This is a genomic window from Chitiniphilus eburneus (genome assembly GCF_005048205.1).
In the GTDB taxonomy this organism is placed as follows: Bacteria; Pseudomonadota; Gammaproteobacteria; order Burkholderiales; family Chitinibacteraceae; genus Chitiniphilus; species Chitiniphilus eburneus.
On record NZ_SUMF01000028.1, the window covers coordinates 1 to 21,900 of the forward strand.

At 63.6% G+C, this 21,900-nt stretch carries 13 protein-coding genes and 1 other RNA gene; 8 read left to right on the forward strand and 6 right to left on the reverse strand.

Features of this window, described 5'->3' with window-relative positions; genetic code table 11:
* The first annotated feature begins 127 nt into the window (after positions 1-127).
* The 7 genes from FAZ21_RS16465 to FAZ21_RS16495 all read left to right on the forward strand — a co-directional run bounded on the left by FAZ21_RS16465 (position 128) and on the right by FAZ21_RS16495 (position 11,700).
* The gene (locus tag FAZ21_RS16465) at positions 128-1,303 is read left to right on the forward strand and encodes a hypothetical protein (RefSeq protein ID WP_136774540.1); all 1,176 of its coding nucleotides are present in this window, start codon (positions 128-130) and stop codon (positions 1,301-1,303) included.
* Positions 1,304-1,307: 4 nt separating this feature from the next.
* Positions 1,308-2,078, forward strand: a complete 771-nt coding sequence (locus FAZ21_RS16470) for a hypothetical protein (RefSeq protein ID WP_136774541.1) — start codon at positions 1,308-1,310, stop codon at positions 2,076-2,078.
* Between the two features lie 329 nt (positions 2,079-2,407).
* The gene (locus FAZ21_RS16475) at positions 2,408-4,075 is read left to right on the forward strand and encodes a LamG-like jellyroll fold domain-containing protein (RefSeq protein ID WP_136774542.1); all 1,668 of its coding nucleotides are present in this window, start codon (positions 2,408-2,410) and stop codon (positions 4,073-4,075) included.
* Positions 4,076-4,083: 8 nt separating this feature from the next.
* A complete protein-coding gene (locus tag FAZ21_RS16480) occupies positions 4,084-5,769 on the forward strand; it encodes a coiled-coil domain-containing protein (protein ID WP_136774543.1) in 1,686 nt (561 codons plus the stop codon).
* Entirely contained in the window at positions 5,766-8,243 is a 2,478-nt protein-coding gene (locus FAZ21_RS16485) for a hypothetical protein (protein WP_136774544.1), read from the forward strand. The genes FAZ21_RS16480 and FAZ21_RS16485 overlap by 4 nt, the downstream gene beginning before the upstream one ends.
* Before the next feature lie 143 nt (positions 8,244-8,386).
* Positions 8,387-8,659, forward strand: coding sequence for a hypothetical protein (locus tag FAZ21_RS16490; RefSeq protein ID WP_136774545.1), 273 nt, complete (start codon positions 8,387-8,389; stop codon positions 8,657-8,659).
* Between the two features lie 575 nt (positions 8,660-9,234).
* The gene (locus tag FAZ21_RS16495; protein ID WP_136774546.1) at positions 9,235-11,700 is read left to right on the forward strand and encodes a hypothetical protein; all 2,466 of its coding nucleotides are present in this window, start codon (positions 9,235-9,237) and stop codon (positions 11,698-11,700) included.
* Between the two features lie 145 nt (positions 11,701-11,845).
* Here FAZ21_RS16495 and FAZ21_RS16500 read toward each other — a convergent pair whose 3' ends face one another.
* Positions 11,846-12,808: a GlxA family transcriptional regulator gene (locus tag FAZ21_RS16500; RefSeq protein ID WP_136774547.1), complete on the reverse strand. Its 963-nt coding sequence runs from the start codon at positions 12,806-12,808 to the stop codon at positions 11,846-11,848.
* 66 nt (positions 12,809-12,874) lie between these two features.
* On the opposite strand from FAZ21_RS16500, the gene FAZ21_RS16505 reads away from it, so the two are divergent.
* Positions 12,875-13,654, forward strand: coding sequence for an MBL fold metallo-hydrolase (locus FAZ21_RS16505; RefSeq protein WP_136774548.1), 780 nt, complete (start codon positions 12,875-12,877; stop codon positions 13,652-13,654).
* Between the two features lie 118 nt (positions 13,655-13,772).
* Here the strand turns inward: FAZ21_RS16505 and FAZ21_RS16510 are convergent, their stop codons facing one another.
* The 5 genes from FAZ21_RS16510 to ssrA all read right to left on the reverse strand — a co-directional run bounded on the left by FAZ21_RS16510 (position 13,773) and on the right by ssrA (position 21,789).
* Complete coding sequence (locus FAZ21_RS16510; RefSeq protein ID WP_136774549.1) at positions 13,773-16,763, reverse strand: type I restriction endonuclease subunit R; 2,991 nt, start codon at positions 16,761-16,763, stop codon at positions 13,773-13,775.
* 3 nt (positions 16,764-16,766) lie between these two features.
* Positions 16,767-17,948: a restriction endonuclease subunit S gene (locus FAZ21_RS20625; RefSeq protein ID WP_211243502.1), complete on the reverse strand. Its 1,182-nt coding sequence runs from the start codon at positions 17,946-17,948 to the stop codon at positions 16,767-16,769.
* On the reverse strand, positions 17,941-19,455 hold the full coding sequence (locus FAZ21_RS16520; RefSeq protein WP_136774550.1) for a type I restriction-modification system subunit M: 1,515 nt from the start codon (positions 19,453-19,455) through the stop codon (positions 17,941-17,943). The genes FAZ21_RS20625 and FAZ21_RS16520 overlap by 8 nt, the downstream gene beginning before the upstream one ends.
* Positions 19,452-20,948, reverse strand: a complete 1,497-nt coding sequence (locus FAZ21_RS16525; protein ID WP_136774551.1) for a type I restriction-modification system subunit M — start codon at positions 20,946-20,948, stop codon at positions 19,452-19,454. The genes FAZ21_RS16520 and FAZ21_RS16525 overlap by 4 nt, the downstream gene beginning before the upstream one ends.
* Positions 20,949-21,423: 475 nt before the next feature.
* Positions 21,424-21,789: a transfer-messenger RNA gene (gene ssrA / locus FAZ21_RS16530) on the reverse strand.
* Positions 21,790-21,900: the final 111 nt, after the last annotated feature.

Below are 21,900 nucleotides of genomic sequence, written 5' to 3' on the forward strand. Positions count from 1 at the left end.
GCGCCAACTCGGGCACCGTCGGCGCCTGGGTGGAGCGCGACGTCAGCCGCATCCGCCTCGGGCTGGATGTGCAGCAGGATGGCGACGGCGATATGGACGTGCGCGTGCGCGCGGGGTGGGTGTTCTGATGCGACGGACCGACCCCAGGATCGCCGGCTGGCGCGGCGCGCACAACGTGCTGCCGCCGGACGACCTGCCCGAGGGCTACGTGGCCGACGCGCTCGATGGGTTTTTCGACGTGGCGCGGGTGTTCGAGGCACTGCCGGCCACTACCGACCGCGGCGGGCCGGACCTGATCGCTGTGTGGCGCGGGCCATTGCAATTGGCGCTGAGCGCGGACGGCACGCTGTACCGCCTCGACCACCTGCCGGCCGAGCCGCTGCGCACTGGACTGACCGGCGACTGGCTGGCCGCGGTCGCGGTCGGGCCATCGGTCTATCTCAGCGACGGCCGCGACCTGCTGCTGATCGAGGACGGTGCCGCCCGGCCGTGGACCGTGCCGGCGCCGCAGCCGCAGGTGAGCCCTATCGATGGCGCGATCTCGCCTGGACAGTACCAACTGGCGGTGACCTGGGTGCTCGACGACGGGCGCGAGAGCGGCTGCGAGCCGCTGGTGCTGACGCTGGCACAGCCGTCCGGACTGCTGCTGCGCCACGGCGCACCGGTCCCGGAGGGCGCCGCCTATGCCCGCGTCTATGCCACTGCCACCGACGGCACCGCGCTGTACCAGCGCGGTGCTTGGGCGGCGGATCGCCCGGAGTACCGGCTGCTGGCGCTGGGCGAGGCCGGCGCCACGCTCGACACCGGCGGCTATGACGCCATACCGCCTGGCCAGTGCGTCGGCGCCTGGGGCGCGCGACTGGCGGTCGCGGTTGGCGCCGACCTGTATCTCAGTCCCCCCTACCTACCGCATCTGGCAGACCTGGCGCTGACCTATCGCATGGAACACCCGATCACCGCGCTATGGGATTGCGACGCCGGACTGGTGGTCGGCACCACAGCCGGGCTGTTCCTATTGTCTGGCCAGGACGCCAGCGCCGCGCCGCTGCTCACCCTCAGTCGCTGCGGCGTGCTGTTGCAGAACCCCACCCCGATCGACGCCCAGCAGTTGCGCTATGGCGACGGCTGGCTGCCGGTCGGGGTGCTGCTGGTCAGCCGCGCCGGCGTGCTGCATGTCGCCGACAGCGGCCAGGCCACGCTGCTGACGGCCGATGTCTACCAGTTCCCCACCGGCGAGCGCGCTACAGGCGCGGTGATGCCCTTCCCGGGCGGCTCGCAATTCCTGTTCACCATTGAGGAGTGACCCCATGCAACGCTATTCCACCCGCCTGCGCGATTTCGTGTTGGGCGGCGGCTCCTACAAGGCCGCGCTCACCAACGCCGAGATCCGCATCTATTCCGGCGCGCAGCCGGCCAGCGCCGACGCCGCGCCCACCGGCACGCTGCTGGCCGTCATCACCGGCGCCAGCGCCAGCCGCATCGTCGAGGTTCCCGCTGTCGGTACCGTGACCCTGGCCGGCGCGGCTGGCGCGCTCGACAGCCTGACCATCGACGGCGCTGCCGTGCTGACCGGCCCGGTGCCATTCGCCACCGACCAGGCCACTACCGCCGCGCTGGTCGCGCGCCGCATCAACGAACGCCTGACCGCGACCGAATACTGGGCCACCGCCGTCGGCGCCGTTGTCTCGATCCACACGTTGCCGGGTACCGGCGCCGCGCTCAACGGCAAAGTGGTCGCCGCCACTGGCTCGGGCGGCCTGACCGCCACCACCGCCAACCTGGCCGGTGGCGCCGATGGCAGTGGTGGCCTGCTGTGGGGCGCCGCTGCCAATGGCGTGCTCGACAAACTGCCGGCGCAGGTATGGAGCGGTCTGGCCACTGCCAGCGGCAACGCCGGCTGGTTCCGTATCTGCGCTGGCGCGGCGGACGACGGTAGCGCCAACCCGGCGCACCCGCTGGTGTTCCGCGTCGATGGCGCGATCGGCGTCGGTACCGGCGAGTTGCCGATGGCTGGTTCGACCTGGATCACCGAGGGTGGCCAGCAGACCATCGGCGCTGCGCCGTTGACCCTGGCGTGAGCGCAGTGCCATGCGAATCGCCGTGGCCGGCAGACCCTCGCAAGCCACCGGCCAAGCCGGCGGCGTCACAGGAGCGGTGCGCGAACGTCTGGCGCTCCCCCTGATTGATTCCACTACCCCCGCCCTCGCCGCAGAGCGCCATTCGCGCGCCCCCGCAAGGTTGGAAGGCAAAGGGCGGCGGGCCCCCGGCAAAGCCGGGCGCGTAGTAGGTCAGGTACGCCGGTATCGGCGCTACTTGCTTGATTCCACTCCCCCCGCCCTCGCCGCCGCGAGGGGGCCTCGCGCTGCTCGGGCGGGGGCTGCTTGCCTTCTTCACATAGGAATCGGCCATGTCTGATCCGCTCGCCGCCAGCGTCACGGCGCTGGCCAACCTGGACGACCCGCTCGGGGCCAGTACGTTCAGCGACCTGACCGGCAAGACCATGATGGCGCAGACCGGCATCGTCCCGTCCGCCACCCACAGCCGCTACGGCACCACCGCGGCGGTCATGCCGGGCAGCGCCGCACTGGGCTATGTCGATGGCGCGCCGGTGGTGGCGTTCGGCACCGGGCCGTTCACGCTGGAGGTGTGGCTGTGGTGCAGTGTGCTGCCGATGGGCACCGATTCGGTCTTCACCGTCTTCTTCGCGGCCCCGGGGACCGGGCCGACCGATCCACGCCTGACGCTGCTGGTCTATCCGGGCGGTGGCATGCAGATGGCCGTCGGCGACCGCAACGCGTTCGTTGATCTGGGCGAAGGGCTGGTGAATGCCAATACCTGGACCCACCTGATGCTGGCGCGCGACGCAGCGGGTGTGGTCAGCGCCAGCGTGAACGGCGTGTCGTGTGCCAATACCCTCAATGCGGGCAGCGTGGACCTGAGCGGCTGGAGCCTGTTCACCCTCGGCAGCTCGGCGCCGTTCGGTGGGCCACCGGGTGGCCTGAACGGCTACCTCAACGGTTTCCGCGCCACCGCGGCCCAGCGCTATGCCGGCAACTTCACGCCTGCGACCACGCCCTACGATCTGGAAGCGCCACCCACACCGCAGGACCGCCAGCATACCCTGGCCCTGTCGCTGACGCGCCCGCTGCTGGCGGGGCGGATGGCGCCAGTTGCGACACTGGCACCACCGACCCCACGCCCGGCGCTGCGCTTCAGCCAGTGGACACTGCTGCTGAACGCCGCCGCACCGCGTATCGGTGCACCGTGGCTTGCGTTACCGGTCACCGCACCGGTGCTGCGCCTGGCGATGGCCAGCGATCGCAGTCATGCGTTGGCGTTGAGCGCAACGGCGCCAGCCGGTGGGCTGGTGCTGGTGGCCGGTCGTAGCATGGCAGTCCAGCTCGGTGCGGTGTCGCCGCAGTTGCTGCTGTCGCTGGCCAAAGGCGTCACCCACGCCATTGCGTTGCCGGCCGCGTCGCCCACGCTGGCGCTGGCTAGGGTCGAATCGCGCATTCACCAGATGGTTTTGGCCACCCCGCCCGCCGCGCTGGCGCTGCGATCGGCACAGGCCGGTCGCTATGACCTGGTGCTGAATGCGCCGCCGCCGCAGTTGGCGCTGGTCATGCTGCGCCAGCGGCTGCGGCACGGCTTCCTGATGGGCCCCTATGCCGCGATGGCGCGACATTCGCTGGCGGCGGCCGGCTACGTCGTGCTCGATGGTGTGCCGGCCGCACTCGGCGCCGGGGTGGTCACGCTCGATGGTGACGGCCATGCGCCGGCCGAACTGCATACCGGCGCCAGCGACTACGGCGACCCCTACACCAAATCGGCGCAGGTGCTGTGGCTCGACGGTGACCTCGGCGCCGACGCCGCACTGACCTGTCGCATCGACGACCGCCAGACCTACCAATACACCGTGCCCGCCCACGCCAGCCAGCACACCCAGCGCGTCACCCTGGGCCGGGGCGCGCGCGGCCGGCGCTGGCAGTTCGTCATTGCCGGGCAGGGCGGAGCGCTGCGCCTGCGCGCCCTGGAACCCATGTTTGGCGCGTCCAGCACGCGTCGCAGCAAATAGGACACCTCATGGCCACCGCCTCGCAGATCATCGACAGTGCCAACGCCAACCTCCAGCGACTGACGCAGGAAATGAGCGGCTTCGTTTCCAGCCTGAACAGCATCGCCGCCTCACCGCCGCTGTTCATCCCCGGCGACTATCAGGAGTTCGAATCCAAGTTCCAGCCTGGTGAGATCGACTACACCCCGGAGCAGGTGGAACCCTTTACCCCGCACAACGCCGATCCGCTGGAAAGCGTGGAGTTCCCGCAGGAGATCCCGGCGGGGCCGCAGTTCCAGACGCGCAATGCCCCGACGCTGGGGGAGTTCAACATGCCGACGCGGCCGACGCTCGACCAGCCGCTGCAACCCAGCGCGCCGAACGTCGCCTTCGGCGCCAAGCCTACCCTGGTGAGTATCGATATTGCCCCCGCGCCGGAGGTGGTGATTCGCGATCTCGACCCCGAGGCATATCGGCCGACCGATGATCTGCCGCCGGTGCCGGAATTCGCGGTGCAGGATGTGGAGCGCGAGTTCTCCCAGGCGCTGACCGACCAGACCTTCGCCGGCTGGCTGCAATCGCTCTGGAACGGCGACAACATCGCCGACGGTCACCGGCTGTTCGAGGCCGGTCGTGATCGCATCGTCGCCGAAGCACGCCGGGTACAGGATCAGGCACTGAACGCGCTCTCGGGCCGGCGTCTGCGCCTATCGTCGGGTGTCGTCGCCGGCGCATTGCGCGACGTGGCGCTGGGTACCAGCGGCCAGATTGCCGACCTGAACCGCAGCATCACCAACCAGCGCGCCGAACTGCTGGTGCAACAACAGCAGCAGGTGACCGCCAGCGGACTGCAATTCATCGACCTGCTCAAACGCACCGCGCAACAAGTGATGGAGCGTGCGCTGCAACTGCAACGGCTGCATCTCGACGCCGCGCAGGCCACGCTGAACTACGCCATCCAGCGCTACAACGCCCGCAACGATGCGCTCCGTATCGCGCTGGCGGCGTATCAGGAAGAGCGCGAACGTGCGCAAGCGAAGATCCAGCTCTACAGCGAATCGATCCAGGCCGAACGGCTGAAGAGCGAGGTCAACGCCCAACAGATCGAAAGCTGGGAAGCGGAGATCCGCGCGGAGCAGACCAAAGTGCAGGTCTACAGCGAGTTGATGCGCGGGGTAGAAGCGGTGGTCAACGTCAACCGTGCCCGGATCGATGCCTACCGCGCCGAAGTGGATGCGGAAGTGGCTCGCTACAGCACCAACGAGATGAAGGTACGGCTCTATGAAGCCGACCTGCGTGGCGACCAGACCCAGGCCCAGACCTACGGCGAACTGGTACGCGCCTATAGCGCCAGAGTACAGGCAGCGGCCAGCCAGGCCGATGCGCGCGGCGCGGCCTTCAGGGCCGAAGTGGACGCCTATCGTGCCCAACTGGACGCCACCCGCAGCAACAACGCCGACCAGTTGGCGGCGCAGCAATTACGTGTCGAACAGGACAAGCTGCTGGCCGAGATCGAGCGCACCGACGCCACCACCAAGGCCCAACACAACAGCATCGTTGCCCAGGAAACCGGCGCAGTGCGGGCCCAGGCGGTGCAGACTTACGAGGGCCGGCTCAGCGCCATCGCCGGTGCCATCGGCTCGCTGGGTTCCGCCATTGGCGGCGCGTCATCGGCCATTGCCGGCGTCGCCATCAATCAAGAGATGTCGCAGTGAGCCCGGCGCAACCGGTCCCGCAGATCCTGGTGCGTGGCGGTACCCAGGCCTGCCGCGCCCAGGTGCGCCGGGTGGCGCGGGCCACCCTGGCCGGCAACCCCGGCTACACCGGCACCCGGATCATCCCCTTTGGCGACGAAATGGCGATGCTGCGCTTTTACGACGGCCGCTGCGTGGCGCAGATCTCGGGCGAAGGCGAACCGCAGGTATGGGGTGACATCGGCCCCTCACCGCAGGCACTGCGCCGACCGTGGCTGCTCGACGCACGGGGCGCCTACCGCGTGCGCAGCACGCCCTACCACCGCAGTTCACTGGCGGCCGACGGCCAGCACTACCGGCAATGGACCGGCCGCTACCCCGAGTGCTATCGCCCCGAGTTGAATGGCGGCCTGTGCAGCGCCATCCGCCGCCTGCGCATCGGCAAGCGGCCACCGGTCAACTTCCAGACCAGCGGCTTCGGCATCGCGCCCCTGCACGGCCGCGAAACCCGCAGCGCCATCGGCGAGGGCGAAGGGGGAGGTATTGTCTTCCCGGGCTGGCTGTCGGGTATGCACGATCTGTGGGGCGGAATCCTGGACGGCGACAACGTGTATCCGTATGCCGCCAGATACTTCCAGCGAACGGGAGATATCCCGGACTATACGGTGGATTGGTATCTGGGTGCGGCCTTCCCGGACGGGGTGCAGCACCAGACCAAGATCGTACTGGCCGAGGCGTCCCTTGAACAATTCCAGCCGCTGAGCTACCCCATGGGGTTTTGCTGCGATCACGGTTCGCTGATCACTATCCTGGTCGGTACCTCCGACTCAATCGACAGCACGCTGACCCCAGAAGACCAGATCATTACCGATATCAAAATCCACGACACCTATAGTGGCTGGCTGCACAACAAGTTGGCCGTAGTGCAGACCAAATACGCGCAGTACACGAAAATATGGCGCAAGACGTACCGGGTATCTCGCTCCGGTATTACGCTGGAAAGCGAAGAGCTGGTCTTTGAGCAGACGTGGTACCTGTACGACGCGCTGATGTTCGAGTGGGCAGAAACCCCCCAGCCTATTAACGGCGATGGGAGCGCGGTAGCGCCCGGCACCAGTTCGTCTGCGTATGCCGCCGCGAACGATATGCGCGATTTTTTGGCTGATGTATCGGCGGAACTGAAAGCGGGGACCATCGAGTGGTATCCCGTAGCCGCAGGCAACTACGGGGTCAGCGCGCTGTACGGTTCCACGCCGGTTTGCGCCAGCCGCATCTGTGCCAGTGCTAGATACATCCAGCAGATGGACCCCGGTCCCGTACCGGCCAGCAATATGCTGGTTTACTCGCTGCTGAAGCCGATCTTCGATGCGTGCGGTGTCCCGGCCGGTCGGCCAGTTATGTTCAGACTCATCGCCTTCGGCCTGCCGGACCCGGCTGGTCTGAATCCGGATACCTTCAACTTTATGTCGTCCGCGTATTTTGGAACCTATCCTATCGCGTCACGGTTCTATGAGCTATTCGTCAACGCGCCCGGGTTGCCGTACCCATCAGGTGACGCAGAATGGTTGTACGTTATCCCGATCATGACCCGTGGTTGGACTGACTCCGAAGGACACCAAGTTGGCCCCAACTGGATAACCCTTTGGACCAAAGAGTACAGGGCGCCACTGAACTGGTATTCGATGCCGTACATCTACGGGCCGGACGACACCAACGCTAAACCGCCAGTTCCGCCGATTCCCGACCCCTCATCCGGCCCCTTCTTCTTCGCCGACGTATTGGAAGGTAGCGGCAGTATTACGACTCCTGGTGAGATTGGTTTCAAACCGATCGACCCTGGTAGCAGTATCACCGTAGGCGACGTCACCTTCGCAGTTCCGCGTTTCACAGCAGACCCCGGAACGCTACCGGAATTGTACGTCTTCAGAGAAACGACACTGGTTGCCAGTGCGCAAACGAACTGGTACATGGCAGCGGGTGGCGGTTACGCACGAGCGCAGACCTTCTTCATCATGCGCTTCCCGGATGGGCGTTCCGACTTCCAGCCCTACAACCCCGGCAAGTACGACTACGCGATCAAGCAGAGCGACGGATTTGCTACCCTGTTGATCGCCGGTAGCTGGCTCGGCACCTATAACGCCTGGAGCAACGACAACAGTGGCCCCCCTTCTGAAAATCCTGAGTACTGGGGTGGCTTCATCGCCGACAGCACCGCCGCATCCCGTGATGCCGCGTTTGACGTCACCGACGATGAGGGCACACCGACGCGCTGCCTGATCGTCGGCCAATACCTGAATGAGCGCTGCCGGATCCGCCTGGTGCTGGTCCCCGCTCCAGGCCTGGCCGGCCCGATCGTGCTGGATGCGCAGCAGTTCATGGCCCTGCCCACCGCAGACGCCTACGCGCTGGCTGAATTGCCAGTGGTGGCGCGCGGTGCGGCGCAGTCCATCAACCCCGCAACAATGAACTGGGTGAACTACACAGAGTTGGCTTAGCGTGCTTTGCAAACACAGCCGTCATCGCGATGCCTTCCGCAAGGCCGCACAGGTGAAGACGTGCAGTGCCGCGTCCGTGTCGGAGGAATGGACAATCACCGCTGTTCGTAATCACCTCAACAACAACAAACCGAGGATCCGATATGACCAGCACCCGCTGCGCCACACCTGTCACCCATGCCGAACATTGTGCCGTTGCAACTGCCCGCTACGATGCCGCAGCCATTGCTCACAGCTATTCAACCATGATCGCCACCCTGCTCAGCGTGGTCGCCAAGCTGCACAAGGAGGGTGACCCGTTGCTGGGGCCGGTGCTGGATGTGGCAGGCTATCTCACCGAGGAAGCGGAACACTGTCTGGCAAGTGAGGTGGATGAGGCGCAGATCCGGTTGAGTGGGCTGCGCGAGGGGCGTTGAGCCGCACGGATGCCCTGGTGCTGGCAGTACCCTGGTTTCAGTCAGGGGCCGATGTGATGGGCATCCCCAAATGGGGTTGTCGTTGGTGTGAGAGAAGGATCGAGAACCCTTCCATGCGGAAGGGGCCTGCTGCGTAAGATCGTGCGCTGACGCGGGGTCAGACGGTTGGTCGCACTCATGAAGCATCGGGCCACAAGCACCCGGTGCCGATCCACGAGCGTCGCGCCCAGCGCCTGTTCGAATGGCCTGATTAGTTAGTCCGATACGGTAGACGCGTTGCGCCCCGCTGATGCGGGGCGTTGTCGTTTGTGCTTGTCCAGCCCGCTGACGCGGGCTTTTTCGTTGCCCGCCATGCGCGGGCGTAGTTGTTTCTGGAGACCCCTATGGCAAATGACCCGCGATTGATCCCGGCGCCCCCCTCATCTGCGCTTGGTAGCGCAAACAAGCCCGAACCCACCAGCAATGTTCCAACCAGCGCCGCAAGCAGTGGCGGTTCGTTGCGCCCGGCGGCGCGGCCGCCCACCGCCGCGCCAGGCCGGCCCAGGCCTGGGGCGCAGCTTGGTGGATGGGAAACATTGAAGCGTACCGTGCTGTTTCCGGTGAGGTTCGTCAACCAGGCCGCTGCGCCGATGTTCGACGTCGCCGCCAACATGGGAGCACTCATGCTGGGCGCGCGGCGGGAAGATCCGTTCGGGCTGACCAAAAAAGCCGCGCGACAAACCGCCTGGGCCGCCGAGCCAATGGCGAAGAGCCTTTCACAGTTGGGGGAACTGGCAGGCGAGGCGAGGCAGTACATCATGGACAAGACCGGCTTGAAGCCCCTGGCGGCCCCGGCTTCCACACCGCCGGCTCCAAGCCCGCCTGCCCGGCCTGGGAGTACGTTGCCCACTGGCCATGCGGAAACACAGGCGGCCATTGCCAACGCCAACAGCGGGCCGGGGAAGGTGCCCGTGCCGGATCAGCCCAAGTCGAATCTCGACAGGCTGAGGACCCTGCCCGAAGGGCAATACCAGCGCATCGATCAGCCGGGGCAGGCACCGCTTTACAGCAATTTCGCCGATCCTGGCGAGGCAACCAATCTGGCCAGCGGCAACGTGTCCGGGGCAATCTGGGAAGGCGATCCACACATGACGCAGGCCCAGCGGACAGCACAGCGTGTTGCCGAGATCGAACACAGCACGCAGCTTCAGCGCGAGCTGCATCAGGCGCGGATCGAGGCGATGGATGGCCCGAACAGGCTGGCCACGCCGGTCACACCAAGCGAGATGGCGCGCCGGCTGCTGGGCTCCACCGACGTTCGTTCCCAGCGTACCGGCGCGGAACTGGCTGCGCAGTTGGGCCAGCAGGATCTGGCTAGGCATGCCGCTGCAAGCAGACCCGAATCCCCGCTGGCCATGGCCCAGGCGCGCGGCCAGCAGTTGCAGAACCAGGTCCTGAGCCGGCGCGACCAGATGGAGCGGCAACTCGCCGGCCTGACCGACACCAACGATCCGGACGGCTCGCAACGCAAGAAACTGATCGCCCAGATGACCTTGATGGGCTATCGCCAGCCGGCGCAACGCGATGCGAGGAATGCCGCGGATGGGCTTGGACAGACTGACGAAGTGGGGGAGCTACCGCAATCCCAGGGTATGAAGCATGACCCCCCTCGTGCCGGAGTGCCCGGCCCCGTCGCTCCCGCTCCACAACCTCCGGCAGCGGAAGCCGTTGTAGCGCCCGCTGACCGACAGGCCGATCGTTCCGACTTCGTGCGTGGCGTGCGGGACTACTTGCCACAGACCCGATCCATGCTCGGCGGCGCAGTGGCTTACCTGGGCGATGCGGCGGCGCGCGCTGGGCTGGACGATGTGGGTGGCGCGGTGCGGAATTGGGGCCTGAAACAGTTCGAAGCGGGCCGGCAAGCGGTCGAGCAACGCGGGCATGGCAGCGACACCCTGACTGGCGCGCTGGCGGGCACGGATGGCGATCTGATGGATTGGGTCCAGTACAACCTGGGGCAGATGGTTGGAAATGTGGGAGAGTCGGTGGCCGCAGGCTTGGCGGGGGCGGTGCTGGGTTCGGCGGTGCCTGGCCCGGGGACACTGGGAGGTGGTGCGGCCGGCCTTGTCGGAAAAAGCCTCATCAAAGGGTTGATCAAGGACGAGGCTGCCCGGATCGCAGAGCGACAACTGGCCAGAAGCCTGGGCGCCGACGTGGCCAGGGCGGCCACGTTCACGGCAAAAGCGGTGGGTTCCACCTATGGCGAGGCCCATCGAGAAAACCCCGATCAGCCGGTTGATCTACAACGGGTTGGCGCAGCGGGTCTGGCCTCGGGATTATTGGCATCCGCGGCCGACAAGCTGGGTCTCGACAAGCTGATCGCAGGCTTGGGCGCACGCCATGCCAACAGGCTGCTCGGCAAAGCGAAAGGGGCGGGGGCTGCCGGCACAGCCGAGGCTGGCATCACAGCGGGGCAAACGCTTCTCGAGCGCTTCGGGGCTGGCAAGGACCTGACCTCCCAGGAGGCATTGCGTGCCTATGTGGATGCCGCCGGGGGGGGCTACATACAGGGGGCGGCAGCGAAGCCGGCGGGTGAGGTGTTCCAGGGCAACGCAGCGCAGTCCGGAAAAAATGAGTCGTCCCTGCCGCCGAAATCGTCCGCCGTGCCGCCAGGGCCGCAGGAAGGCATGCCAAACCCCGGGAACGCCGACGCCCGAGGCGTGGCCGTATCGGCCGGGGAACCTGCGCTGGTTGAAACCGGCCCTGTGCAAACAGGGCGGCCGGAAGCAGCGCCGCCGCCTGCTCCCACGCAGGCGAACCCACCGGACAATGTCCCGCCCAGCGCGGAGCAAGTTGCTCCCGGACTGCTGGCGGGTGCCTATCGTAACGATCAGGGCGCGATCCGCATCAAGGGCGAGGTGGGCCAGTTGCGTGCTTTACTGGCGGAGCGTGGCATAAAGGGGGGTGTCTATGATCGTCGCCACGGCGAACTGGTGTTCCCGCCGGGCAGCAAGGTGGCCAATGATCCAGAGGCCCTGACCAGAATACGCGGTGGCGCGTGATAGGGTTGCCGCCGCTGCGCCGGAAGCCTATAGCGCAGGCTGGCAAACCGTTGAGCCTGCCCCCGGGGCACGGCCGGTCATTCTCGCCGACGCGTAGCGTGGTGGTCACCGCTGGTGTGGATGCCGCGATCGCGACGTGTCGTATTCATCGCTGGTAGGCATGTCGGTATTCGGCCGGCGTCATGCCCGATACCTGCTTGAAAGCGCGCCGCAGGCTCGATTCGTCGGCGAACCCCACCGCCTCGGCGATCCTGGTCAGGGACAGCCGGGTGTGTGCCAGTTGCTCCGCGACCTGGTTGAGCTTGACTTGCCGGGCATATTCGCCGACAGGGCCGGCGCCCGCCGTCACCGTCTTGCGGGCCAGGGTACGCGGCGAGACTGCCAGCCTGGCTGCCAGCCGTGCCACCGTGAGTTCGGATGCCGGAACGGCTTCGATCGCAAAGCGCAACTGTCGCAGCCACGGGTCCGTGGTGCCGATCAATGCCAGCGACTGGAACGCGGGAGCCACCGGCAATGGTCGCGGCAACACCATCAGCTGGTTGAGGTCGCGCCATCGCTCGGGCGACAGCCGCTGCTCGATCTGCTCGCACACGATGGGCAGATAGCCATGTACGCCCGAGGCCGTGGCGTGGCCGGGATTCACCACACAGTGGCGTTCCCATTGCCAGTTCACTCCGGGGTAGTGCTGTTGCAGCCAGCCCGCCATCCACCAGGTTGCCGTTGCGGGCTCGCCGTCCAGGCGATTCGTCGCCGCCACGAGGGCCACGCCGGTGCAATAGCTCCAGCATTGCACGCGGGGCGGCAATGCCCGCAAGGCATCCAGCAGCGCTTGGTTTTCCGTCAGCGTGCGCTGCACATCCCAAACCGATTCCGCCCACATGCCAGGGATCAGCACCGCGTCGCACTTGTGGTCCCCCAGGGTGGCTTCTGCGGTCAGGGTCATCCCGTGGGCACACTGGATCGGTGCGTGCCGCACACTCAGCCAATGGCAGTTGAACAGCTCGCGGCCATTGCGGCGATTGGCGGCCTGAAGCAAATCCGCTGCGGCAAACAGACCGGTAGGCATGCAGCCGGGGTAAAGCAACAGACCGATACGGAAGATTGGCATGTTATGCAATAAATATGGCGAATCCGGTCATGGTAGGTGGTGGCCGGACACTCGACAATCCGGGGCATGAACCTCACTCAACTCCGTAATGCCACCATCATCGTGGCCTATGACGATTGCCGCATCCTGGTCGACCCCATGCTCGCCGACCAGGGCGCGATTCCTCCATTCAAGTGGTTGGTCGGCCAGCGTCGTCGCAATCCCATCGTCCCGCTGCCCGATGGTACGGCGGAGCACTTGATCGGGGTGACGCACGCGCTGATCACCCATTGCCGCAAGGGCCACGTCGATCATCTGGATCGTGCCGGTTGTCGCTGGTTGCGCGAGCGCGGCATTCCGGTGTTGTGCATGCCGGACGATGCCACTTTCCTCGCTCGACGCGGGCTCAACGTCCAGCCGCTGAATGCAACCGGGCCCACACCGTTTCATACTGGTTCGATCACCCCCATCCGCTGTCTGCATGGCGAAGGCTGGATCAGCCGCTTTATGGTGCACGGATATGGCTACTACATCGAACAGACAGGGGAGCCCAGCCTCTACCTGGCAGGCGATACGGTGCTGACCGACGAGGTGCGTCGTTGCATCCTCGAGCGGCGGCCGGCGGTGAGCGTGGTGCCGGCTGGCGGGGCCAGCATGGATTTCGGCGCGGAACTGATCATGGACGACGACGCCGTGCTGACCCTGGCTGCGCTGGGGCAGGGAATCGTCATCGCCAATCACCTGGAAGCGCTGGACCATTGCCCGGTTTCGCGCGCTACGCTGCTGCGCCGCGCCCAGGCGCTGGGATTGGCGCAGCGGTTGCGGGTGCCGGACGACGGCGAGATGCTGGCCTTTGCCGGTGATTGAAGCGCCAACGGGGGGGGGACCTGCTCCCCGATTTTCCTGGCTCGAAACCCTCGAGTGAGTAAGTCTCCGCGAACCCGGGGTGATTCAGTTACGGGTACCCCATAAGTGCCATGTTGCCTCAATAGTATTGCCGGATGTAGCTGTAGGCTTTCTCGAACAACTCTTCATCCGCATGCAGCTTGTACTTGAACAACGCCTTTCGTAGTGCCTTCTTGACCTCACGCTCGCCGGCCTGCGTGCCTTGCCAGCCCGGAAAGCGGACAAGGCGCACGATCTCGTCAATGTCTGCGACCACCCGTTCGACCATGATGGGCGTCTCCGACGTTTTGACCTCGTTGAACAGTTCGGTCAATGCCGCCTTGCCACGGTCCTCGTCTTCTTCAGGTGGCACTTCCTTCTCAGCCTGCAGCGTTTCCTTGGCAATCTCCAAGAGCTGCTTCAAGAATTCGGCGCTGTTGATCTGACCAGATTCAAAACGGTCCTTCAGCGCATCCAACCGTTCCGACAGTTGTTTGAACTTCGGATTACCCGCATGTTTGCGCATGCGTCGGTTCAGCTTGATCTCGATCTCCCTGGCCTTTTGGGGGTCAGGATTGGCGAGCACAGCTTCCAGCAGGTCAGCATCCAGCACCAGCGTGTCGAGGTCGTCGCGCACCGCATCGACGTGCACGTTCTGATGGATCAGCTCGATGGTTTTGGCACCCAGAGAGTGCCAGATCAGCTTGCCGTGGCCGCTGGACGGCTGCACCGACTGGTATACCTGCGACAGCCACTTGTAGTCCTTCTCGAATGGGCCCAGCACGGTGTCTGGTGAGAGCGCCTCCCAGATACGGCCCAGCACGCTGAACTCGGCGGCAAAGTTGTCTCGAACCTCGTTGTTGGGCAGGCACTGTTGCGCAGCGATCAGACCTTCATAGCCCTGCAAACTGCGGTCACAGCCGGTAAAGAAGGCCAGGCACTTCTGCATGGCTTCGGGCAACTGGTCCTTCAGCTCCTGGATATTGCTGACCACCTGCTTGACGGTCTGGTCATCGAATTCCAGCGCCGCCGCCACATCGTCGAAGATGCCGAGATAGTCCACGATCAGGCCGTGGGTCTTCTGCTCGGAGTAGGTCCGGTTCACCCGGCAGATCGCCTGCAACAGCGTGTGGTCGCGTAGCGGCTTGTCCAGGTATATGGCCTGCAAAATGGGTGCATCGAAGCCCGTCAGAAGTTTGGCCGTGACGATGATCAGCGCCAGCGGGTCTGCCGGGTCGCGGAAGCGATCCAGCAATCGCTCTTCTTCATCGCGGCTTCGGTCGTAGGGCGCGTACTCCGGGTGTTCTTTCTTGTCTGCCGCCTGCACCGACATGACGATGTCTGTGGCCTCGGGCGGCAGCAGCTTGTCCAGCTCGGCCTTGAACAGCAGGCAGCTCTCACGGTCGAAGGTGACGATCTGCCCCTTGAAACCGTTGGGCTCCACCTTGGTCTGGAAGTGCTCGACGATGTCCTCGCAAATCTTGCGAACGCGCTCGGGCGTCTTCACCAGCACGGCCATCTTGGCGGCGGTCTTGGCGAGATTGTCCTTATCGAGATCCGACAGGCCACCGGTCAGGTCTTTGTAGGCGGCATCCAGCGCCGTCTTGTCGATGTGCAGGTCAATCAGCCGGGGCTCGAAGTGCAGCTTTAGCGTGGCACCGTCGCGGATGGATTCCTCGAAACCGTACCGGCTCATATAGCCCTTTTCGTCCTCGTCGGCGCCGAAGGCGTAGAAAGTGTTGCGGTCGGCACGGTTGATCGGCGTGCCAGTCAGACCGAACAAAAACGCATTGGGCAGGGCCTCACGCATCTTGCGGCCGAGGTCACCCTCCTGGGTGCGGTGCGCCTCGTCCACCAGCGCGATGATGTTGCTGCGGTCATTCAGACTGCCCGTGGCCTCGCCGAACTTGAAGATCGTGGTGATGATGATCTTGCGCACGTCCTGCGCCAGCAATTGCTGCAGCTTCTCGCGGCTGTCCGCCTTTTCCAGATTGGGGATGTCCGCGCCGGTGAACGTGCCAGTGATCTGGCTATCAAGGTCGATACGGTCCACCACGATCAGCACCGTGGGGTTCTTCAAGCCCGCATGCATGCGCAGCTTCTGCGCGGCAAACACCATCAGCAGGGACTTGCCCGAGCCCTGGAAGTGCCAGATCAGCCCTTTTCTGGGGTAACCCGCCAGCACCCGCTCGACGATCTTGTTGGCCGCTTCAAACTGCTGGTAGCGGCAGATGATCTTGATGCGCTGCTTTTTCTTGTTGGCGGCGAACAGAGTGAAGCTGCCCAGAATATCCAGCACCACATGCGGGCGCAGCATGCTCTCAGCGGACAGCTTGAGCGACTTCAGCGGATGGTGCTGACCATCGTCGTCATCACCATCCAGATGCCAAGGGCCCCAGTCCTTGACCGGCAGGCCGATGGAGCCGTAGCGGTAGGCCTTGCCCTCGGTGGCCACCGAGAACACGTTGCAGACGAACAGCTCCGGCACGAACTTTTCGTAATCGTCGTGCACCTGCATTGCGCCATCCACCCAACTGATGCACTTCTTGACCGGGGTCTTGGCCTCGATCAGTACCAGCGGCAGACCGTTCACCAACAACACCAGATCGGCGCGGCGCTCAGTGGAGCCGGCGCGGTAGATGAACTGCTGGGTGACGATGTACTGGTTCTGCGACAGGTCATCCAGGTCGATCAGCCGCACCGGCACATGCTCATTGTTGTGGCCGAAGGGCATCGAGCGCTCACCACGCATCCAGGCGGTCATTTCCTCATTGGCGCGGATCAGGCCGTCCGAGCGCACCGAAAGCACGATGGCGCGCAGCTTGTAGAGCACTTCATCGGCGCGGTCGGGCTGGGCGGCAATCTCGGGGTTCAGGTGAATCAACGCCTCGCGCAGCCAGGGTTCGACCAGCACCTCCTGAATCTGGCGCGGCACCTCAGCTGGGGCGGCGTAGCGCCAGCCGATGCCTTTGGGGCTCGGGCCGTAGGGGGCTTGGGGTTCTTGGGCGGTATTGGCCGGGGCAGCCTTGATTGGGCCGGCGAGCAGATCGCGGACGTAGGCTTCGACTGTGTTGGATTCTGTGAAGCTCACTAGTCAGTCCTCCCCAAAGGCTTTATTCAAAAATGACCGTTTGAATGACAAGACAGCGCCCCTACGCTTTTCAAGTGCCTTCTTGGCGCGTTCTATTTCTTCCATGGCTCGGCCAATGTCCTCTTGTTGGCCCTTATCGAGGTGGACCATTGGCGCCGCAAGAAATTTTTCTTGAGAAATGTTCTTTGCTTCCGTTCCTGAGCACAGAGCTTCGATATATGAGCGGAACTTCGGCAATTTTGTCCAAGCCAATATGAATTGCTTGGGAGGTGCATCCGCAGTGAAGCGCAGCCTCCATGTTTTGTCACACAACATAAGATTGTTGGGCGTCGACTCAACGATGCAGGTACGAGCAACGCCCTGCGGCTGGGCATTGGCTCGTGTTACAAGGAAATCACCAATTTCGACGGTAGCTTCAGGGATGAAATCATTCGGGTTCAGTAGCGCTTTGTTTTCCTCCGGGCAGTAACCCTGCGAACCAACCGCACTCACCTTCAATACACCAAGCTCGTGAGGCTCAGCGGGCAACGATGAAGCTTTAGGGCTCTTGCCAGCTTCAATGCTTTTTACGACGCTTTTCATAGTCGCCATTAGCCATTTGTCATCTTCTCCAAGAACGGATTGAATCGCTGAGCGCTCGGCAATAGCCAACTCCCTTTGCGCAGAATCCAGTTCGTGAAGAAGTTCGTCGATCGATGAGAAAGCGGTCGCTAGGCTAATTTGCTCGTCCATCGACGGCAGCGCAAACTCTTGCGCTGCCATTGTTTTCCAATTGATCGTGGGAGATAACGAACCCACCGAAATCTCCACTGCCCGGTTCATGAAAAGATTACTCTGCATGAAGAACGGTAGAAACTCAGGCAGCACGACTTCAGGCTTGGCACGCAGCACCATCGCGTGTGCCGAGCAGATGCCATCGAACTCAGCGACGCCGAGCTTTCGCTGGTAAGCCCGGCGGCGAGCAAAGATGATGTCGCCCTTTTTGAACATCAGCTTGGTAGCCTCCACGTCATCCGGCGTGCCCCAGCGGCGAATCTTCAGCGAGTCAGCATCCAGATGTTCCAGTCCAACGTAGTGCTCCATACCGGACTCGGATGGGTTATCGATGCGGACATTGACGTTGATCGCTATCTGATCGAAGCGCCAGACCTTCCAGCCAGGCTTTAAATTCTTGTTATCAGACACGCTCGATGTCCTCCGTAATCAGTCCATCCAGCGTTTCCACCAGCGCATCCATCTGTTGCCAGAACGCGCGCCCTTCGGTTTGCCATTGGTCCCAGGCAGAGCGCAGCGATACCGCGTCGCCATTGCCGTCGGTGGCAATGGCGGCGGCCATGCGCTTCACGTACAGCGGGATCGAGAGGTTGCCCGCATTGGCACCGATTTCGGCCAGTGTGGCGACCTTGGCGAAACCAGGCACATCCGCAAAGACCTTGAAAGCGCTCAGGATACGCTGCTGGTGCCCAGGCTTGAGAAAGCTCTGCGCCCGTTCCCGCGTGACCTCGTTCACTGCATCAATGAAGATCACCTTGCCCTTGCGAGCGGCTGGCTTCTTGCGGTTGCAGATGACGATGCAGGACTCCATCGGGGAGTTGTAGAACAGATTGGGGCCCAAGCCGATGATGGCCTCGACCCAGTCTTGTTCGACCATCTTGGCGCGCATGGCTTGTTCCTCGTTACGGAACAAGACGCCATGGGGCCATAGCACCGCACACCGACCCTTGGCGCTGAGGCTGGTCAGGATGTGTTGCTGGAACGCATAGTCTGCGCGGCCCTGCGGCGGCGTGCCCAGCGAGTTGCGGCCCCACTTGTCGCTGCTCCAGGCCTCGCGGTTCCACTGCTTGATGGAGTACGGCGGGTTGGCCAGGATCACGTCGAACTGACGCAGGCGGTCGCCCTCAATATGTTTAGGATCGGCCAGCGTGTCGCCGCGGCTGATCTCGAAGTCTTCCACCCCGTGCAGGAACAGGTTCATGCGGGCGATGGATGAGGTGATGAGGTTGCGCTCCTGCCCGTATAGCTTGAGGGTGCGGTATTCGCCGCCCGAGCGCTTCACTTCATCCAGGGCCGAAATCAGCATGCCACCGGTGCCACAGGTGGGGTCGTAAATCGACTCGCCCGCCTGCGGCGCCAAAAGCTGCGTCATCAGGTGCACGACAGTGCGGTTGGTATAGAACTCGGCCGCCGTGTGGCCTGAGTCGTCGGCGAACTTCTTGATCAGGTATTCGTAGGCATTGCCCAACTCATCCTCGGGCACGTTGGCCACCGAAAGCGTCTGGGTCGAGAAGTGCTCGATCAGGTTCTTCAGCGTTTCATCGGGCAGACGCTCGCGGTTGGTCCACGGGGCATCGCCGAAGATGCCATCGAGCATGTCCGGGTTGGCCGACTCGATGGCGCGCATGGCCTTCTGGATGGCGCTGCCAACATTCTTCGGCGTTTGCCGCACATCGTTCCAATGCGCGCCCTCGGGGATCTGAAACCGGTGGTTCTCAGCAAACTCGGCGTAGGACAGGTCGCCGTCCGAATCGGCCAGCGCAGCTTGGTACTCCTCGTCCCAGACATCCGAGACGCGCTTGTAGAACAGCAGTGGAAAGATGAACTGCTTGTAGTCGCCGGCGTCGATCAGGCCGCGCAGCAAAACGGCCGCGCCCCAGAGGTAGCTTTCGAGGTCTTGTTGGGTGATACGGCTCATTTCAGCCATCCTCCTTCGGTCATGACCTGCGCGAGCCGCTCTTCTGCCTTACGGCAGCGAGTCAGTGCGTCCATGAAGGCCTTGATGGCCTCAGGCAGCGGAGGAATGTCTTCTTGCAGCGGTGGTAATACGTAGCGCGAAATGTTCAGCGTCCAGTCCTCGGCCTTGATCTCATCGAGGGTGACCACGCGAACTGCATCCTGTACATCGGCAAAGCCGCGATACCAAGCAAGGATATCAGCGGCGTGTTCGGGCTCCAGGTAGTTTTGCGCTCTCCCTCGGCGGAACAACCGCGACGCGTCGGCGATCAGCACCTTTTTCTTGTGCTCGGCTGGCTTGCGCTTGCGCAGCACAAGGATGCATGCGGCGAGTCCCGTGCCGTAGAACAGATTCGGTGCCAGACCAATGACGGCCTCGACCAAGTCCATTTCCAGCAGCTTTTGCCGGATGTGGCCTTCTGCCCCTTTGCGGAACAGGGCCCCCTGGGGTAGCACCACGGCCATGCGGCCAGTCACATCGGCCATCGACTTGACCATGTGTTGCACCCACGCAAAGTCGCCGCTGGATGATGGTGGCAGGCCAGCAAAGCTGCGGCCAAAGGGGTCGTTCAGCCACAGGTCTTCACCCCACTTTTCGAGCGAGAACGGCGGATTGGCGATGACGCAGTCGAAGACAGCAAGCCGATCGCCCTCAAAGAAGGCCGGGTTGCGCAGCGTGTCGCCGCGCACCACCTGGAAGTCCTCGATGCCATGGAGAAACAAGTTCATCCGCGCGATGGACGAGGTGGTGAGGTTTTTCTCCTGCCCGTACAGCTTGCCCCACAGCCGCTTGACGTCGCCGTGCATCTCTTGGACGTGCTGCACTGCCGCCAGCAGCATGCCGCCGGTGCCACAAGCCGGGTCATAAATGGTCTCGGCCTCCTTGGGGTCGAGCATGTCGATCATCAGCCGCACCACGCTGCGCGGGGTATAGAACTCGCCGGCCTTCTTGTTGGTGGCGTCGGCAAATTTCTTGATCAGGTACTCGTAGGCATCACCAAGCAGATCGGATGTGACGTTCTGATTGCCAAACGGCAACTTCGAAAAGTGCTCGATCAGGTCCTTGAGCAAGGCGTCTGACAGCCGCTCCTTGTTCGACCACTGGGCGTCGCCGAACACGCCATACAGGGTGTCCGGGTTGGCTTTCTCGATCTCGCGCATCGCGCGCTGAAGGGCCGCACCAACATTGCTGGCCTTGGTGCGAATGTCGTTCCAGTGGCAGTCCTCGGGGATCTGAAAGCGGTGCGACTCGGGAAACCAGGCCAGTTGCTCGTCGCCGGTTTCATCAACGATCTCCTGGTACTCCTCATCCCAGACATCGCAGATGCGCTTGAAGAACAGCAGCGGGAAAATGTAGGTCTTGAAGTCAGCCGCATCCACCGGGCCGCGCAGGATATTGGCGGACTCCCAGAGATGGCCTTCGAGTTGGCTGAGAGTGACTTGGTCTGCACTCATTGTTTTTGTCCTTGGCAGTTTTCTCTGGTGCCTGTAACCCGGCGCAGGTTTGGCATTATCAACGCCATCCTGTGCCTGTGGATCGCTGGGCCGCAGGCAGTACTGTACTTCTGAAAGGTGGTGACGATCGGGTGGAGCACCAATGTTCTAACGCTCAAGGCGTTCGTAGGCCGTTGGTGCTCCTTCATGCAAGCTTTGGTTTTTCGATGCACGTGCCGGCGAAGTTCCGAAACTATCCACATTTGCGGTCAAAGGACCGACTGTGCCACCGCGGCCCGACGCCCACCGGGTAAAGACGCATGATGACCTGCTCTGTTCCCCAGCTACTCATCGAGTCGCATAGGAAGGCTTGTGGCGTCTGAAAAGGCCCGACGAGCGCGGGTAACAGCCGGTGGGTCATGGTCCACTGAATGGCCCGCTAGAAGGTCACGAAAAAGAAAAGGCCCTGAAAAATCAGGGCCTTATTCAAGGTTTTTGGTGGAGCCGGCGGGAGTCGAACCCGCGTCCGAAAGTCCTCCACGAAGAGTTCTACATGCTTAGCCAGGTCTATTGGGATTTAACCCGTTACACGCCGGCCGACAGGCTTGTAACAAGCGAGTGACCTTGGATTTAGCCCCTGACCAAGTCACCCGGCCAGAAGCGATCTGATGTTAAGTGACGCTGCTGCGGGTTGCCCCGCCCGGCCCATCAGAAAACCGGTGCAGCGTCCAGCTGGTTATTAAGCAGCTAGAGCGTAAGTTTCGTCGTTTGCGACTATTACTATTCAGTGTTTAACGGGGTGACTGAGATCCCGGCATGCCCTCATCCGCTTTGCAACCCCCGTCGAAACCATGGCGGCCCCAGATGAACTTCCATTGTACCCCGCATCCGCCTTGCGTGGCGAATCGCTTGAGGCGCGCGCGGGGAGAGCCTTCGCCGGGCGCGGGCGGGGCGTGCGAAGCGCCTTGAACGG

Excerpts from the sequence above, each read along its gene's own strand:
- FAZ21_RS16480 (WP_136774543.1), top strand. The coding sequence starts at position 4,084 with ATGGCCACCGCCTCGCAGATCATCGACAGTGCCAACGCCAACCTCCAG.
- FAZ21_RS16490 (WP_136774545.1), top strand. The coding sequence starts at position 8,387 with ATGACCAGCACCCGCTGCGCCACACCTGTCACCCATGCCGAACATTGT.
- FAZ21_RS16520 (WP_136774550.1), bottom strand. The coding sequence starts at position 19,455 with ATGAGCCGTATCACCCAACAAGACCTCGAAAGCTACCTCTGGGGCGCG.
- FAZ21_RS16505 (WP_136774548.1), top strand. The coding sequence starts at position 12,875 with ATGAACCTCACTCAACTCCGTAATGCCACCATCATCGTGGCCTATGAC.
- FAZ21_RS16525 (WP_136774551.1), bottom strand. The coding sequence starts at position 20,948 with ATGAGTGCAGACCAAGTCACTCTCAGCCAACTCGAAGGCCATCTCTGG.
- FAZ21_RS16470 (WP_136774541.1), top strand. The coding sequence starts at position 1,308 with ATGCAACGCTATTCCACCCGCCTGCGCGATTTCGTGTTGGGCGGCGGC.
- FAZ21_RS16500 (WP_136774547.1), bottom strand. The coding sequence starts at position 12,808 with ATGCCAATCTTCCGTATCGGTCTGTTGCTTTACCCCGGCTGCATGCCT.
- FAZ21_RS16465 (WP_136774540.1), top strand. The coding sequence starts at position 128 with ATGCGACGGACCGACCCCAGGATCGCCGGCTGGCGCGGCGCGCACAAC.
- FAZ21_RS16475 (WP_136774542.1), top strand. The coding sequence starts at position 2,408 with ATGTCTGATCCGCTCGCCGCCAGCGTCACGGCGCTGGCCAACCTGGAC.